A 15293-nucleotide genomic window follows, 5' to 3' on the forward strand; every position below is an offset into this window, starting at 1 on the left:
ATGTCGGTCCGTAGGCTTGCGCCCAAGGAGTTGCAGCCCGAGAGCTTCGCCTTCACGGCGGAGAATCTGGCTTGGGCGGAAAACACCATCGCCAAGTATCCGGCTGGCCGGCAGGCCAGCGCGGTGATTCCGCTGCTCATGCGCGCGCAGGAACAGGCCGGCGGCTGGGTGTCGGAACCGGCGATGCGTTATGTCGGCGACATGCTCGGCATGGCGCCGATCCGCGTCTACGAGGTCGCCACCTTCTACACGCAGTTCCAGCTGCTCCCGGTCGGCCGCAAGGCGCATATCCAGGTCTGCGGCACCACGCCCTGCATGCTGAAGGGCGCCGGCGACCTGATGAAGGTCTGCAAGAACAAGATCCACGCCGAGCCCTTCCATCTCAACGAGAGCGGCACACTCTCCTGGGAAGAGGTGGAATGTGCCGGTGCCTGCGTGAACGCCCCGATGGTGCAGGTGGTGAACGAGGTGTTCGAGGACCTCACCCCCGAGATCCTCGAAGGCATCATCGACGCCTTCGAGCGTGGGGAAAAGCCGACCACCGGCCCGCAGAATGGCCGCAAGAGCTCCGAGCCGGTCACAGGCCTGCGCGTGCTGACCTCGCCGGAGCTGTATGACGGCTCGATGGTCGGCACCGGTGTCGGCCTTGCCGCCGCCCGCGAGGCGATCGCCGCCCGCGCGGCTGCAGCCGCGGCGCCCAAGCCGGCGGAGCCCGCCGCCGCTGCGGCGCCGGCCGCCCCGCCGAAGAGCGATCCCGCCCCGGCCAAGCCGCCGGTTGCCGAGGCGGTGAAGGCCGCCGGCAGCGCCGACAGCGATAAGCCGTCCAAGCCCGTAGCGCCGCCTCCGGCCGGCGAGAAGGGTAACTGAGGAGCGAACCATGCTGGCCGACAAGGATCGCATCTTCACCAATATCTACGGCTACCAGGATTGGGGCCTTCAGGGCGCGCTGAAGCGTGGCTCCTGGGACGGCACCAAGACCATCATCGAGGCCGGCCGCGACTGGATCATCGACCAGATGAAGGCCTCCGGCCTGCGCGGCCGCGGCGGGGCGGGCTTCCCCACCGGCCTGAAATGGTCGTTCATGCCCAAGCAGTCGGACGGGCGGCCGCATTATCTCGTCGTCAATGCCGACGAATCCGAGCCCGGCACCTGCAAGGACCGCGAGATCCTGCGCCACGACCCGCATCATCTGGTCGAGGGCTGCCTGATCGCCGGCTTCGCCATGGGCGCGCATGCCGCCTACATCTATGTGCGCGGCGAGTTCATCCTCGAGCGCGAGCGCCTGCAGGCGGCGGTCGATCAGGCCTATGAGGCCAAGCTGATCGGCAAGGACAACGTGCATGGCTGGGACTTCGACATCGTCGTCCACCATGGCGCCGGCGCCTATATCTGCGGCGAGGAAACCGCGCTCATCGAGAGCCTGGAAGGCAAGAAGGGCCAGCCGCGGCTGAAGCCGCCTTTCCCGGCGAATGTCGGCCTCTATGGCTGCCCGACCACGGTGAATAACGTCGAATCCATCGCGGTGGCGCCGACCATCCTGCGGCGCGGGCCGGCCTGGTTCTCCGGCATCGGCCGCGCCAACAATGTCGGCACCAAGCTGTTCGGCATTTCCGGCCATGTGAACACGCCCTGCATCGTCGAAGAGGCGATGAGCATCCCGTTCAAGGAATTGATCGAGAAGCATGGCGGCGGCGTGCGCGGCGGCTGGGACAACCTGCTCGCCATCATTCCCGGCGGCGCCTCCTGCCCGGTGATCCCGGCGGCGGACTGCGCCGAGCTGATCATGGATTTCGACGGCTGCCGCGCCGCGAAGTCGTCGTTCGGCACCGCCGGCGTGCTGGTGATGGACAAGCAGACCGATATCATCCGCGCCATCGCCCGCATCTCCTATTTCTTCCGGCACGAGAGCTGCGGCCAGTGTACGCCCTGCCGCGAAGGCACCGGCTGGATGTGGCGGGTGATGGACCGCATGGCGGAGGGCCGCGCCCAGAAGCGCGAGATCGACCTCCTGTTGCAGGTTACCACCCAGATCGAGGGTCACACCATCTGCGCGCTCGGCGACGCCGCCGCGTGGCCGGTGCAGGGCCTGATCCGGCATTTCCGTCCCGAGATCGAGAAGCGGATCGACCAGTATTCGGCGAATCCCCATTCCGACCCGGTGCCGGTGGCGGCGGAGTAAGAGAGCACCATGGCCAAGCTCATCGTCGACGACATCGAGGTCGAAGTTCCCGCCGAGTACACGCTGCTTCAGGCGTGCGAGGCGGCGGGGGCTGAAATTCCGCGCTTCTGCTTCCATGAGCGCCTGTCGATTGCCGGCAACTGCCGGATGTGCCTCGTCGAGGTGAAGGGTGGCCCGCCCAAGCCGCAGGCCAGCTGCGCGATGAGCGTGCGCGACCTGCGCCCCGGCCCGAACGGCGAGCCCCCGGTCATCCTCACCAAGTCGCCGATGGTGAAGAAGGCCCGCGAAGGGGTGATGGAGTTCCTGCTCATCAACCACCCGCTGGATTGCCCGATCTGCGACCAGGGCGGCGAGTGCGACCTGCAGGACCAGGCCATGGCCTATGGCGTGGATACCTCCCGCTACGCCGAGAACAAGCGCGCGGTCGAGGACAAGTATATCGGCCCGCTGGTGAAGACCTCGATGACGCGCTGCATCCAGTGCACGCGCTGCGTCCGCTTCACTACCGAAGTCGCCGGCGTCGCCGAGCTCGGCGCTATCGGCCGCGGCGAGGACATGGAGATCACCACCTATCTCGAGGCGGCGCTCTCCTCCGAATTGCAGGGCAATGTCGTCGACCTCTGCCCGGTCGGTGCGTTGACCCAGCGTCCCTACGCCTACCACGCCCGCCCGTGGGAGCTGGTGAAGACCGAATCCATCGACGTGATGGACGCGGTTGGCTCGAATATCCGCGTCGACACCCGCGGCCGCGAGGTGATGCGCATCCTGCCGCGTCTCCACGAGGACGTGAACGAGGAGTGGATATCCGACAAGACCCGCTACATCTGGGACGGCCTCAAGACCCAGCGCCTCGACCGCCCCTATGTGCGCGTCGGTGGCAAGCTGCGTCCCGCCGGCTGGCCGGAGGCCTTCGCCGCCATTGCCGCCAAGGTGAAGGGCGTGCCGGGCAGCCGCATAGGCGGGCTGATCGGCGATCTGTCCTCGGTCGAGGAAGTGTTCGCGCTCAAGCAGCTGCTCGCCGCGCTCGGCTCGACCAGCATCGATGCCCGCCAGGATGGCGCCAAGCTCGACCCGGCGCTGGGCCGCGCGTCCTACCTGTTCAATGCCACCATTGCCGGCATCGAGCAGGCGGATGCGCTGCTGATCGTCGGCGCCAATCCGCGCCTTGAGGCGTCGGTGCTCAATGCCCGTATCCGCAAGCGCTGGCTGCACGGCAATTTCCCGATCGGGCTGATCGGCGAGGCCGTCGACCTCACCTATGGCTATGACTATCTCGGCGCGGGCACCGATACGCTGTCCGACCTGGTCGGCAGCGGCACCTTTGCCGAGACGCTGAAGAACGCCAAGCATCCGCTGATCCTGGTTGGCCAGGGCGCGCTGTCGCGGCCGGACGGCGCGGCGGTGCTGGCGCTGGCGGCGCGGCTGGCGGTGTCGGTCGGTGCGGTGAAGGAGGGCTGGAACGGCTTCTCGGTGCTGCACACCGCCGCTTCGCGCGTCGGCGCGCTCGATGTCGGCGCGGTGCCGGGCGAGGGCGGTCTCGACGCCGTCGCCATGACCAACCCGGGCGGAGTTGACGTGTTGTTCGCGCTCGGCGCAGACGAGATTGACATCGCTCCGGGGGCCTTCGTAGTTTATATCGGCACCCATGGCGACCGCGGCGCCCATCGCGCCGACGTCATCCTGCCGGGGGCGGCCTATACCGAGAAGTCCGGCACCTATGTGAACACCGAGGGGCGGGCACAGATCGCCAACCGCGCGGCGTTCCCGCCCGGCGAGGCGCGCGAGGAATGGGCGATCCTGCGGGCGCTCTCCGACGTGCTCGGCAAGAAGCTGCCCTTCGACAGCCTCGGCCAGCTGCGCGCCGCGCTCTATGCGGCGCATCCGCACCTGGCCCGCATCGACCATGTCGAGGCGGCCGATGCGCAGGTGGTGATCGACCTCGCGGCTCGGGGCGGCGATACGGCGAGCGCGCCGTTCCATGCCGCCGTGACCGCGTTCTATCTCACCAATCCGATCGCCCGCGCCTCCGCCGTGATGGCGGAATGCTCCGCGCTCGCGCAAGACCGCCTCGCGGCGGCGGCCGAGTAAGGGGAGGGGAGCATGACCGAGACCGTGACCACCACCTGGTTCGATACCCTCATCCACGTCCTGATCATCGTCGCCCAGAGCCTCGGGCTGCTGGTCGGCCTGCTGATCATCGTCGCCTATGTGCTGCTGGCCGACCGCAAGATCTGGGCAGCAGTGCAGCTGCGCCGCGGCCCCAACGTGGTCGGCCCCTTCGGCCTGTTCCAGTCCTTCGCCGACCTGCTCAAATTCGTGCTGAAGGAGCCGGTGATCCCCGACGGCTCGAACAAGGGCGTGTTCCTGCTCGCTCCGTTCGTCACCTGCCTGCTGGCGCTGGCCGCCTGGGCGGTGGTGCCGATCGACGCCGGCTGGGTGGTCGCCGACATCAATGTCGGCGTGCTGTACATCTTCGCCATCTCGTCGCTCGGTGTGTACGGCGTGATCATGGGCGGCTGGGCGTCGAACTCGAAGTATCCCTTCCTGTCGGCCCTTCGCGCAGCCGCGCAGATGGTGTCCTACGAGGTCTCGATCGGCTTCGTCATCGTCACCGTGCTGATGTGCGCCGGCTCGCTGAACCTGTCGGCGATCGTCGAGGCGCAGAATGGCGCGCTCGGCATGTTCGGCTGGTACTGGCTGCCGCTGTTCCCGATGTTCGTGATCTTCTTCATCTCGGCGCTGGCCGAGACCAATCGCCCGCCCTTCGATCTTGGCGAAGCGGAATCCGAACTCGTCGCCGGCTTCATGGTGGAATACGGTTCGACACCCTACATGATGTTCATGCTGGGTGAGTACGTGGCGATCATGACCATGTGCGCGCTGACCACGATCCTGTTCATGGGCGGATGGTTGCCGCCCTTCCCGATCGCGCCCTTCACCTGGGTGCCGGGGATCGTGTGGTTCCTGCTTAAGGTCCTGCTGGTCTTCTTCATGTTCGCCATGGTGAAGGCCATGGTTCCTCGCTACCGCTACGATCAGCTGATGCGCCTGGGCTGGAAGGTCTTCCTGCCGATTTCGCTGGCGATGGTGGTGCTGGTGGCGTCGGTGCTGCATTTCACCGGCCTGGCGCCGGGAGCTGGAGGCTGACATGAGCGAGGGGACGCTGGCCGGGCTTTTCGAAGCCTCAGCCGTCGCCTGGATGGGAGCGCTGGTCGGACTGGCGATCGGCACCATCGAATGGTTCATACTGCCGCGGCTGATGGAAACATCGATCCGCGGTTCGCGAGAGGCCCGCAAGCTGAACCAGGATCAGCTCGAGGGCGTGATTTCCTGGTGGAAGACGGTGATCCGGGTATTCGCCGTCTCGATGCCGCTGCTGGGCTTTGGGCTCGCCGCGGCGATGGCTGAGTGAGGAGAGCGACATGAGGTTGGATCTGGCGGCGCGCCAGCTGCTGCTCACCGAGTTCGTCTCGGCGTTCTTCCTGGCGATGCGTTACTTCTTCAAGCCGAAGGCGACGCTGAACTACCCCTTCGAGAAAGGGCCGGTCAGCCCGCGCTTCCGCGGCGAGCACGCGCTGCGCCGCTATCCGAACGGCGAGGAGCGCTGCATTGCCTGCAAGCTGTGCGAGGCGATCTGCCCGGCGCAGGCCATCACCATCGAGGCGGGCCCGCGCCGCAACGACGGCACGCGCCGCACCACGCGTTACGACATCGACATGGTGAAGTGCATCTATTGCGGCTTCTGCCAGGAAGCCTGCCCGGTGGATGCGATCGTCGAGGGGCCGAACTTCGAGTTCGCCACCGAGACGCGTGAGGAACTCTATTACGACAAGGCCAAGCTGCTCGCGAACGGCGACCGCTGGGAACGCGAGATCGCGCGCAACATGGCGCTCGATGCGCCCTATCGTTGAGCGGCGGGGGAAGAGACGGGTGATCGACGTGACGGGAATGGGCGCTGACGCGCGGGCCGGCGAAATCGCCGGCATGGCCGCCGGGTTCTTTGGGGAGTGCCGGGCATGAGCCTTGCCGCGCTGTTCTTCTATCTTTTCGCCGGTGTGGCGGTGGCCTCGGCCTTCATGGTCATCGCCTCGCGCAATCCTGTGCACTCGGTGCTGTTCCTGATCCTCACCTTCGTCAATGCGGCGGGGCTGTTCATACTGATCGGCGCCGAATATCTGGCGATGCTGCTGGTGGTCGTCTATGTCGGCGCGGTGGCGGTGCTGTTCCTGTTCGTGGTGATGATGCTCGACGTGGACTTCGTCGAGCTGCGCCAGGGCTTCCTGCAATATATGCCGGTCGGCGTGTTGATCGGCCTGGTCTTCCTGGCCGAGCTGGTGCTGGTGTTCGGCTCCTGGACCTTCGGCCAGGGCGTGACCGGGGCGGTGGCGGCGGCGCCGTCGGACGTGACCAACGCGGTGCAGATCGGCCGGGTGCTCTATACCGACTATGTCTATTTCTTCCAGGCGGCGGCGATGATCCTGCTGGTGGCGATGATCGGCGCCATCGTGCTGACGCTGCGCCACAAGCCGAACGTCAAGCGCCAGAGCATTCCGGTGCAGAACGCACGCACCAAGAAAATGGCGATGGATGTCGTCAAGGTGCCGTCGGGCAAGGGGCTCTGAGCGATGGTCATCGGTCTTTCACATTACCTGACCGTGGCAGCGATCCTGTTTACGCTGGGGACGCTCGGTATCTTCCTCAACCGGAAGAACGTCATCGTCATCCTGATGTCTATTGAGCTCATCCTGCTCGCGGTAAACATCAACTTCGTCGCGTTCTCGGTTTTCCTCGGAAACATTACCGGACAGATCTTTGCGCTGTTCGTGCTGACGGTGGCAGCCGCCGAGGCGGCCATCGGCCTCGCCATTCTCGTGGTGTTCTTCCGCAATCGCGGTTCGATCGCCGTCGAAGACATCAACACGATGAAGGGTTGAGGGAGACCCGGTCATGTATCAGGCGATCGTCTTCCTCCCGCTCGCGGGCTTCCTGATCGCGGGGCTGTTCGGCCGCGCCATCGGTGCACGCGCTTCCGAGCTCATCACCACCGGACTGCTGTTCATCTCGGCGCTGTTCGCGTGGATCGTGTTCTTCCAGACCGCGTTCGGCGACGGCGGCGGCACTGTCGAGATCTTTACCTGGATCGCTTCGGGCGCGCTGGACGTGAAGTGGGCGCTGCGCGTCGACACGCTGACGGCGGTGATGCTGGTTCTGGTGACGACGGTGTCGTCGCTCGTGCACCTGTACTCCATGGGGTACATGCACGAGGATCCGAGCCGGCCGCGCTTCTTCGCCTATCTCTCGCTGTTTACCTTCGCCATGCTGATGCTGGTGACCAGCGACAACCTGGTGCAGCTGTTCTTCGGCTGGGAGGGCGTCGGTCTCGCCTCCTACCTGCTGATCGGCTTCTGGTACGACAAGCCGTCCGCCTGCGCCGCGGCGATGAAAGCCTTCATCGTCAACCGCGTCGGCGATTTCGGCTTCGCGCTCGGCATCTTCGCTGTCTTCATGATGACCGGCTCGGTCGGTTTCGAGCAGGTCTTTGCGGCCGCGCCGTCGCTGATGGACAAGACGATCCATTTCATCGGCATCGACTGGCACGCCCCGACCATCATCTGCCTGCTGCTGTTCATCGGCGCCATGGGCAAGTCGGCACAGCTCGGCCTGCACACCTGGCTGCCGGACGCGATGGAAGGCCCGACCCCGGTGTCGGCGCTCATTCACGCGGCGACGATGGTGACCGCCGGCGTGTTCATGGTGGCCCGGCTTTCGCCGCTGTTCGAGCTGTCGCCGGTGGCGCTCAACGTGGTGATGTTCGTCGGCGCCTCCACCGCGATGTTCGCGGCGACCGTCGGCTGCGTGCAGAACGACATCAAGCGGGTCATCGCCTACTCGACCTGCTCGCAGCTGGGCTACATGTTCACCGCGCTCGGCGCCGGCGCCTACTCGGTCGGCGTGTTCCACCTGTTCACCCATGGCTTCTTCAAGGCGCTGCTGTTCCTTGCGGCCGGCTCGGTTATCCATGCGATGCACCACGAGCAGGACATGCGGCACATGGGCGGCCTGTGGCGGAAGATCCCCTTCACCTACGCCACCATGCTGATCGGCGGCCTGGCGCTCACCGGCTTCCCGTTCACCGCGGGCTATTTCTCGAAGGACGCGATCATCGAGACCGCGTTCATGAGCCATAGCCCCTTCTCGACCTATGCGTTCGTGATGACGGTGGCGGCGGCGGCATTGACCTCGTTCTACACCTGGCGGCAGATGTTCATGACCTTCCACGGGCATCCGCACGATCATCACCACTATGAGCACGCGCATGAATCGCCGCTCACCATGCTGATCCCGCTCGGCGTGCTGTCTCTCGGCGCCCTGTTCGCCGGCATGATCCTCTACCCGTACTTCGTCGGGCACGACGTGGAGCACTTCTTCCGCGAGGCCATCTTCATGGGCCCCGACAACAAGATCCTGGAAGAGATCCATCACATCCCGGCCTGGGCCAAGTGGTCGCCGACGGTGATGATGGTGCTCGGCTTCGTGGTCGCCTACTGGATGTACGTCGCCAATCCGGCGGTGCCGAAGGCGCTCGCCCGGCGCAACGACGTGCTGTACCGCTTCCTGCTCAACAAGTGGTACTTCGACGAACTGTACGACTTCCTGTTCGTGCGCCCGACCATGTGGCTCGGCCGCTTCCTGTGGAAGCAGGGTGATGGCCGCGTCATTGACGGCTGGGGTCCCAACGGCATCTCCGCCCGGGTGATCGACGTGACCAACCGCGTCGTGCGGCTGCAGACCGGCTATCTCTATCACTATGCGTTCGTGATGCTGGTCGGTGTCGCCGCCCTGATCACCTGGTTCATGTTCGGGGGGGCGCACTGATGTACGACTGGCCCATTCTTTCGGTCGTCACTTTCCTCCCGGTCGTCGGCGCGCTGCTGATCGTCCTGATGATCCGCGGCGACGACGAGGTGGCGCAGCGCAATGCCCGCTGGGTCGCTCTGTGGGCGACCCTCGTCACCTTCCTGATCTCGCTGCTGCTGCTGATCGGCTTCGATGCGTCGAACACCGACTTCCAGTTCCAGGAGAACCGGGCCTGGCTGGGCGACATCGCCGCCTATCGCATGGGCCTCGACGGCATCTCGATGCCGTTCGTGCTGCTGACCACGCTGCTGATGCCGATGTGCATCCTGGCGAGCTGGGAGTCGATCCACGTCCGCGTCAAGGAGTACATGATCTGCTTCCTGGTGCTCGAGACGCTGATGATCGGCACCTTCTCGTCGCTGGACCTGCTGCAGTTCTACATCTTCTTCGAAGGCGGCCTGATACCGATGTTCCTCATCATCGGCATCTGGGGCGGCAAGCGGCGCATCTACGCCACCTTCAAGTTCTTCCTCTACACGCTCGCCGGTTCGGTGCTGATGATGCTCGCCATCATGGCGATGTACTGGCAGGCCGGCACCACCGACATCCGGGTGCTGCTGACCCACGGCTTCCCGCCCGCCATGCAGACATGGCTATGGCTGGCCTTCTTCGCCTCCTTCGCGGTGAAGATGCCGATGTGGCCGGTGCACACCTGGCTGCCGGACGCCCATGTCGAGGCGCCGACCGCCGGGTCGGTGATCCTGGCCGGCATCCTCCTGAAGATGGGCGGCTACGGCTTCCTGCGCTTCAGCCTGCCGATGTTCCCGGATGCGTCGCTGTATTTCGCGCCGCTGGTCTACACGCTCTCCGTGGTGGCGATCATCTATACCTCGCTGGTCGCGCTGATGCAGGAAGACATCAAGAAGCTCATCGCCTACTCCTCGGTGGCGCATATGGGCTTCGTCACCATGGGCATCTTCACCATGACCCAGGAGGGTATCCAGGGCGCGGTGTTCCAGATGGTGAGCCACGGCTTCGTCTCGGGCGCGCTGTTCCTGTGCGTCGGCGTGGTCTATGACCGCATGCATACCCGCGAGATCGCCGCCTATGGCGGGCTGGTGCACCGGATGCCGGTCTATGCGACCTTCTTCATGGTGTTCACCATGGCCAATGTCGGCCTGCCCGGCACTTCCGGCTTCATCGGCGAGTTCCTGACTATGCTGGCGGCGTTCGGCCGCAACAGCTGGGTGGCGTTCTTCGCCGCTACCGGCGTCATCCTCTCGGCGGCCTATGCGCTCTGGCTCTACCGGCGGGTGATCTTCGGGCCGCTGGAGAAGGAGAGCCTGAAGGACATTCTCGACGTGAACCGCCGGGAACTGGCCTCGCTGGTGCCGCTGCTGTTCTTCACTATCCTGTTCGGCGTCTGGCCGGGGCCGATCCTCGATGCGTGCAACGTCGCCGTGGCGGCGATCGTTTCCCGCGCCGATGTCGCCGCCGGCGCCGTCAAGGCCGCCGCCGCTCTGGCGCTGTACTGAGGGGGCTGCCTTGAACCGACCCATAATGCTCGCGGAGCCTGCCCGATGACCTTCTCCCTTGCCGCGCTCGGCCCCGCGCTGCCCGAGATCCTGCTGGCGCTCGCCGCGCTGTTCCTGGTGCTGTTCGGCGCCATCGCCGGACCGAAGTCGGTCGACACGGTGAACGGGCTGGCGCTCGCCGCGCTGTTCGCCGCGCTGGTTCTGGTGCTGCTCGGCCCGTCCGAGCCGGCGGTGCTGTTCGGCGGCTCGTTCCAGGTCGATGCCTATGGCCGGTTCCTCAAGGTATTGACCCTTCTCGGCTCCGGCGGGGCGCTCGCCATGTCGGTGGACTGGCTCAAGATCGAGAAGCAGAGCCGCTTCGAATTTGCGGTGCTCATCCTGCTCTCCACTCTCGGCATGATGATGCTGATCTCGGCCGGGGACCTCATCGCCCTCTATATGGGCCTCGAGCTGATGAGCCTTTCGCTCTACGTCATCGCCGCCAACAACCGGGATTCGGTGCGCTCCACCGAAGCTGGCCTGAAGTATTTCGTGCTCGGCGCACTGTCCTCGGGCATGCTGCTTTACGGCGCCTCGCTGATCTACGGCTTCACCGGCACGGTGAATTTCGCGAAGATCGCCGAGGCCGTCCACGAGCCGTCGCTCGGCCTCATCTTCGGCATCGTGTTCATCTTTGCGGGCCTTGCCTTCAAGGTGTCGGCGGTGCCGTTCCACATGTGGACGCCGGATGTCTATGAGGGCGCGCCGACCCCGGTCACCGCGTTTTTCGGTGCGGCGCCGAAAGTGGCGGCCATCGCGGTGTTCGTGCGCTTCTCCATGGAGGCGCTGCCGAACGTCGTGCATCAGTGGCAGCAGATCGTCGTCTTCATCTCGCTGGCCTCGATGGTGCTCGGTGCCTTCGCCGCCATCGGCCAGAAGAACCTCAAGCGCCTGATGGCCTATTCCTCGATCGGCCATATGGGCTACGCGCTGGTCGGCCTCGCCGCCGGCACGGAGGAGGGCGTGCGCGGCGTGCTGGTCTATATGACCGTCTATATGGCGATGACGCTCGGCACCTTCGCCTGCATTCTCTCCATGCGTCGCAAGGACGGCATGGTTGAGAATTACGAGGACCTCGCCGGCCTCGCCCGCACCAGCCCGGTCAAGGCCTTCATGCTGGCGGCGCTCATGTTCTCGCTGGCCGGCATCCCGCCGCTCGCCGGCTTCCTCGCCAAGTACTACGTGTTTCTCGCCGCGATCCAGGCCGGGCTCTACACCCTGGCGGTGGTCGGCGTGCTGGCCAGCGTGGTGGGCGCCTTCTACTATCTGCGCATCGTCAAGGTGATGTATTTCGACGAACCGGCGACGCCCTTCGAGCCGATGCCGGCCGAGCTGAAGGCGGTGCTGGCGGTGTCCGGCCTGTTCACGCTGCTGCTCTTCGTCTATCCGGCGCCGCTGCTGGCGGCCGCTGGGGTGGCGGCGAGGGCGCTCTTCTGAGCATGGCCGCCGACCGATCCGGCACGCCGGTCGTCCGTTTCGACGAGATCGGTTCCACCAATGCGGAGGCGCTGGCCCGGGTAACCGGGGCCGGCGCCGGTTCCGTTCTGGCCCCCTGCTGGTTCGTGGCCGCGCGCCAGACCGCCGGTCGCGGCCGACGCGGCCGGCCGTGGGATTCGCGTCCGGGCAATCTCTATGCCTCGCTGCTGCTGGTCGATCCCGCCCCGCCGGTGCGCCAGCCGGAGCTGTGCTTTGTCGCTGCCCTGGCACTTTATGACGCGGTACGCACCGTCACCGGCATCGACCCCTTGCGCATCGGCGTGAAATGGCCGAACGACGTATTGATTGACGGCGGCAAGCTTGCCGGCATCCTCCTGGAAGGCACGAGGCTGGCGGACGGGCGCGGCGCGACGGTGATCGGCTTCGGCGTGAACTGCGCCCGCAGCCCCGAGGACACGCCCTATCCGACGGCAAACCTGGCGAGCGCCGGTTTCCCGACCGAGCCGGAATCGCTGCGCGTGGCGCTCGATGTGGCGATGCGGGACCGGCTGGCGCAGTGGGATCGCGGCGAGGGTTTTTCGCGTACGCGCGAATCCTGGCTGCGCTGTGCGTTCGGCCTGGGGCGGCCGGTGACGGTGCGGCTGCAGGGGCGCGAGACGGAAGGCATATTCGAGGCGCTGGATTTTTCCGGCGCCCTGGTTCTGCGTCGCCCGGACGGCGTACGCGAGACGATACGCGCCGGGGACATCTTCCCGTCATCGGCGGGACTTGGGTGATGAAAGGCAAGTGAGTGATAAAGTCTTCGGACGAGCTGGTCTTCGCCGCGCTGGGGGGCGTCGGCGAGATCGGCATGAATCTCGGGATCTACGGGTTCGGTCCGCGCCACAAGCGGCAGTGGCTGGTGGTGGATCTGGGCATCTCCTTCGCCGGACCCGATGTCCCGGGCATCGACATCATCATGCCGGACATCGCCTTCCTTGACGCCGAGCGCGAGCGCATCGTCGGCCTGGTGCTGACCCACGGCCATGAGGACCATGTCGGGGCGCTGGTCGATCTGTGGCCGCGCCTCGGCTGCCCGGTCTACACAACGCCGTTCACCGCGGCATTGGCCGAGGCCCGCCGCCTGGGCGAGCCCGGCGCGCCGAAGATCCCGTTCCGCGTGGTGCCCACCGGCGGACGGGCGCAGATCGGGCCGTTCGATGTCGAGTTCGTTCCCGTCGCACATTCGATTCCCGACAGCCACGCGCTTGCCATCCGCACCTCGCTCGGTCTCGTCGTCCATACCGGCGACTGGAAGATCGATCCGACGCCGGTGGTCGGCAACGTCACCGACCCGGCCCGCTTCACCGCGCTCGGCGACGAGGGCGTGCGGGCGGTGATCTGCGATTCCACCAACGCCATCCGCGACGGCGTCTCGCCCTCGGAGGCCGAGGTCGGCGTGGTGCTGGCCGACATCATGCGCGCCTCGCCCAATCGCGTGGCGGTGACCACCTTTGCCTCGAATGTGGCGCGCATCCGCTCGGTCGCGGAAGCCGCGCATTCGGTCGGGCGCGAGGTGGTGCTGGTCGGCCGCGCCATGGAGCGGGTGATCACCGTGGCGCGCGAGCAGCGGCTGCTCGACGGGCTGCCGCCGTTCCGCTCGGTCGATGCCTATGGCTTCCTGCCGCGCGACAAGGTGGTGGCGATCCTCACCGGCAGCCAGGGCGAACCGCGCGCGGCGCTGGCGCGCATCGCCGATGACGACCATCCGGAGATCGCGCTCTCCCCCGGCGACCACGTGATCTTCTCGTCGCGCACCATTCCCGGCAATGAGCGGGCGGTGAACCGCATCATCAACGCCCTGGTGCTGGAGGGCGTGAAGGTGACCACCGATCGCGACGCCCTCGTCCATGTTTCCGGCCATCCCCGTCGCGGCGAGCTGGAGCAGATGTACAAGTGGCTGCGGCCGCGCATCTCGGTGCCGGTGCATGGCGAGCCACTGCATCTCTCCGAGCATGCCGATCTCGCCCGCCGCATGGGCGCGCAGCAGGTGGTGCGCATCGTCGACGGCGACGTGGTGCGCCTTATCGGCGAGGATCCCAGCCATGATGCCGAGGTGATCGAGGAAATTCCGGTCGGCCGGCTGCACAAGGACGGCCTGGTGCTGGTCGGCGATGCCGATCCGGCGATCGCCGAGCGCCGACGGCTGTCCTTTGCCGGCGTGATCTCGGTGGCGGTCGCGATGACCGCCAAGGGCGACGTCGTCGGCGATCCGATGATCGACCTGACCGGCATTCCCCAGACCGGCATCGGCGGCAAGCCGCTCGACGAGGTGGTGGAGGACGCGGTGCTGGACTGTCTCGACAATCTGCCCAAGCCGCGGCGGCGCGATCCGGATGCGGTGGCGGATACGCTCACCCGCGCCGTGCGTTCGCAGGTGAACGCCGCCTGGGGCAAGAAGCCGCTCTGCCATGTGCTGGTGATCACGGTATGAAGGACGCCGCCTGAGCGTGCGCGGGCGGGGAGAACTGTCATGATCGGTCGTCTCAATCATGTCGCCATCGCCGTGCCGGACCTAGGAGCGGCGACCTCGCTTTACCGCGACACCTTGGGCGCCAAGGTGTCGGCGCCGGTCGACCAGCCGGAGCACGGCGTGACCACGGTGTTCATCGAACTGCCGAACACCAAGATCGAGCTGTTGGGCCAGCTTGGCGACGGCTCGCCGATCGCCCGGTTCCTGGAGCGCAACCCGGACGGCGGCATTCACCACATCTGCTACGAGGTGGACGACATCCTCGCCGCCCGCGACCGGCTGACCGTCGCCGGCGCGCGGGTGCTGGGACCCGGCGAGCCGCGCATCGGTGCGCACGGCAAGCCGGTGCTGTTCCTGCATCCCAAGGATTTCAACGGCACGCTCGTCGAACTGGAACAGGCCTGAACCGTGTTCGGCATCGGCACCTATATCGCCATCTATTTCCTCGTCTGGTGGACGGTCATCTTCATGACGCTGCCGTTCGGGGTGCGCTCGCAGCACGAGGACGGCACGCCGCAGGACGGCACCGAGCCCGGCGCGCCGCAGCGCCCGCTGCTCATCCGCAAGGCCATCGCCACCACGCTGATCGCGGCGGTCATCGTCGGGCTGTTTGCCTTCCTGGTGGAGACCCACCGGCTGCGGCTCGACATGTTCCCGATGCCGTTCGAAATCCATTGACGGCTGGGTGCTGAAAGACGTCGGTTGGGTGGCGGCTGCCTGAACGGCGCCGGAG

Annotated in this window: 15 protein-coding genes; all 15 read left to right on the forward strand. The window is 66.3% G+C overall.

Annotation, left to right across the window (positions count from 1 at the left end):
- Nucleotides 1-867 (forward strand): NADH-quinone oxidoreductase subunit NuoE, encoded by an 867-nt coding sequence (gene nuoE, locus KHC24_RS11405; RefSeq protein ID WP_213363402.1) that lies wholly within the window; start codon nt 1-3, stop codon nt 865-867.
- A gap of 10 nt (nt 868-877) precedes the next feature.
- Nucleotides 878-2179, forward strand: coding sequence for an NADH-quinone oxidoreductase subunit NuoF (nuoF, locus tag KHC24_RS11410; protein ID WP_213363403.1), 1302 nt, complete (start codon nt 878-880; stop codon nt 2177-2179).
- Between the two features lie 9 nt (nt 2180-2188).
- Nucleotides 2189-4267: an NADH-quinone oxidoreductase subunit NuoG gene (gene nuoG / locus KHC24_RS11415; RefSeq protein ID WP_213363404.1), complete on the forward strand. Its 2079-nt coding sequence runs from the start codon at nt 2189-2191 to the stop codon at nt 4265-4267.
- A gap of 12 nt (nt 4268-4279) precedes the next feature.
- Nucleotides 4280-5326 (forward strand): NADH-quinone oxidoreductase subunit NuoH, encoded by a 1047-nt coding sequence (nuoH, locus tag KHC24_RS11420; protein WP_213363405.1) that lies wholly within the window; start codon nt 4280-4282, stop codon nt 5324-5326.
- 1 nt (nt 5327) lies between these two features.
- The gene (locus KHC24_RS11425; RefSeq protein ID WP_213363406.1) at nt 5328-5591 is read left to right on the forward strand and encodes a hypothetical protein; all 264 of its coding nucleotides are present in this window, start codon (nt 5328-5330) and stop codon (nt 5589-5591) included.
- A gap of 10 nt (nt 5592-5601) precedes the next feature.
- Nucleotides 5602-6090: an NADH-quinone oxidoreductase subunit NuoI gene (gene nuoI, locus KHC24_RS11430; RefSeq protein ID WP_013166662.1), complete on the forward strand. Its 489-nt coding sequence runs from the start codon at nt 5602-5604 to the stop codon at nt 6088-6090.
- 105 nt (nt 6091-6195) lie between these two features.
- On the forward strand, nt 6196-6801 hold the full coding sequence (locus KHC24_RS11435) for an NADH-quinone oxidoreductase subunit J (RefSeq protein WP_213363407.1): 606 nt from the start codon (nt 6196-6198) through the stop codon (nt 6799-6801).
- A 3-nt stretch (nt 6802-6804) separates the two neighbouring features.
- On the forward strand, nt 6805-7113 hold the full coding sequence (gene nuoK, locus KHC24_RS11440) for an NADH-quinone oxidoreductase subunit NuoK (RefSeq protein ID WP_213363408.1): 309 nt from the start codon (nt 6805-6807) through the stop codon (nt 7111-7113).
- A 13-nt stretch (nt 7114-7126) separates the two neighbouring features.
- Nucleotides 7127-9055 (forward strand): NADH-quinone oxidoreductase subunit L, encoded by a 1929-nt coding sequence (gene nuoL / locus KHC24_RS11445; protein WP_213363409.1) that lies wholly within the window; start codon nt 7127-7129, stop codon nt 9053-9055.
- Entirely contained in the window at nt 9055-10572 is a 1518-nt protein-coding gene (locus tag KHC24_RS11450) for an NADH-quinone oxidoreductase subunit M (protein ID WP_213363410.1), read from the forward strand. Before nuoL ends, KHC24_RS11450 begins: the two co-directional genes overlap by 1 nt.
- A gap of 45 nt (nt 10573-10617) precedes the next feature.
- Nucleotides 10618-12048: an NADH-quinone oxidoreductase subunit NuoN gene (gene nuoN / locus KHC24_RS11455; protein WP_213363411.1), complete on the forward strand. Its 1431-nt coding sequence runs from the start codon at nt 10618-10620 to the stop codon at nt 12046-12048.
- 2 nt (nt 12049-12050) lie between these two features.
- Complete coding sequence (locus KHC24_RS11460) at nt 12051-12824, forward strand: biotin--[acetyl-CoA-carboxylase] ligase (RefSeq protein ID WP_213363412.1); 774 nt, start codon at nt 12051-12053, stop codon at nt 12822-12824.
- Nucleotides 12825-12838: 14 nt separating this feature from the next.
- On the forward strand, nt 12839-14521 hold the full coding sequence (locus tag KHC24_RS11465) for a ribonuclease J (RefSeq protein ID WP_213363413.1): 1683 nt from the start codon (nt 12839-12841) through the stop codon (nt 14519-14521).
- 39 nt (nt 14522-14560) lie between these two features.
- Complete coding sequence (gene mce / locus KHC24_RS11470) at nt 14561-14965, forward strand: methylmalonyl-CoA epimerase (protein WP_213363414.1); 405 nt, start codon at nt 14561-14563, stop codon at nt 14963-14965.
- 3 nt (nt 14966-14968) lie between these two features.
- Complete coding sequence (locus tag KHC24_RS11475; protein WP_213363415.1) at nt 14969-15238, forward strand: DUF1467 family protein; 270 nt, start codon at nt 14969-14971, stop codon at nt 15236-15238.
- Nucleotides 15239-15293: the final 55 nt, after the last annotated feature.

Origin of the sequence: Ancylobacter defluvii (assembly GCF_018390605.1) — a bacterium.
Taxonomy (GTDB): domain Bacteria; phylum Pseudomonadota; class Alphaproteobacteria; order Rhizobiales; family Xanthobacteraceae; genus Ancylobacter; species Ancylobacter defluvii.

What these genes read in the sequence shown, in the direction of transcription:
- nuoL (WP_213363409.1), top strand. Translation starts at nt 7,127, where the DNA reads ATGTATCAGGCGATCGTCTTCCTCCCGCTCGCGGGCTTCCTGATCGCG.
- nuoK (WP_213363408.1), top strand. Translation starts at nt 6,805, where the DNA reads ATGGTCATCGGTCTTTCACATTACCTGACCGTGGCAGCGATCCTGTTT.
- nuoG (WP_213363404.1), top strand. Translation starts at nt 2,189, where the DNA reads ATGGCCAAGCTCATCGTCGACGACATCGAGGTCGAAGTTCCCGCCGAG.
- nuoI (WP_013166662.1), top strand. Translation starts at nt 5,602, where the DNA reads ATGAGGTTGGATCTGGCGGCGCGCCAGCTGCTGCTCACCGAGTTCGTC.
- mce (WP_213363414.1), top strand. Translation starts at nt 14,561, where the DNA reads ATGATCGGTCGTCTCAATCATGTCGCCATCGCCGTGCCGGACCTAGGA.
- nuoH (WP_213363405.1), top strand. Translation starts at nt 4,280, where the DNA reads ATGACCGAGACCGTGACCACCACCTGGTTCGATACCCTCATCCACGTC.
- KHC24_RS11425 (WP_213363406.1), top strand. Translation starts at nt 5,328, where the DNA reads ATGAGCGAGGGGACGCTGGCCGGGCTTTTCGAAGCCTCAGCCGTCGCC.
- KHC24_RS11435 (WP_213363407.1), top strand. Translation starts at nt 6,196, where the DNA reads ATGAGCCTTGCCGCGCTGTTCTTCTATCTTTTCGCCGGTGTGGCGGTG.
- nuoN (WP_213363411.1), top strand. Translation starts at nt 10,618, where the DNA reads ATGACCTTCTCCCTTGCCGCGCTCGGCCCCGCGCTGCCCGAGATCCTG.
- nuoE (WP_213363402.1), top strand. Translation starts at nt 1, where the DNA reads ATGTCGGTCCGTAGGCTTGCGCCCAAGGAGTTGCAGCCCGAGAGCTTC.
- KHC24_RS11460 (WP_213363412.1), top strand. Translation starts at nt 12,051, where the DNA reads ATGGCCGCCGACCGATCCGGCACGCCGGTCGTCCGTTTCGACGAGATC.
- nuoF (WP_213363403.1), top strand. Translation starts at nt 878, where the DNA reads ATGCTGGCCGACAAGGATCGCATCTTCACCAATATCTACGGCTACCAG.
- KHC24_RS11450 (WP_213363410.1), top strand. Translation starts at nt 9,055, where the DNA reads ATGTACGACTGGCCCATTCTTTCGGTCGTCACTTTCCTCCCGGTCGTC.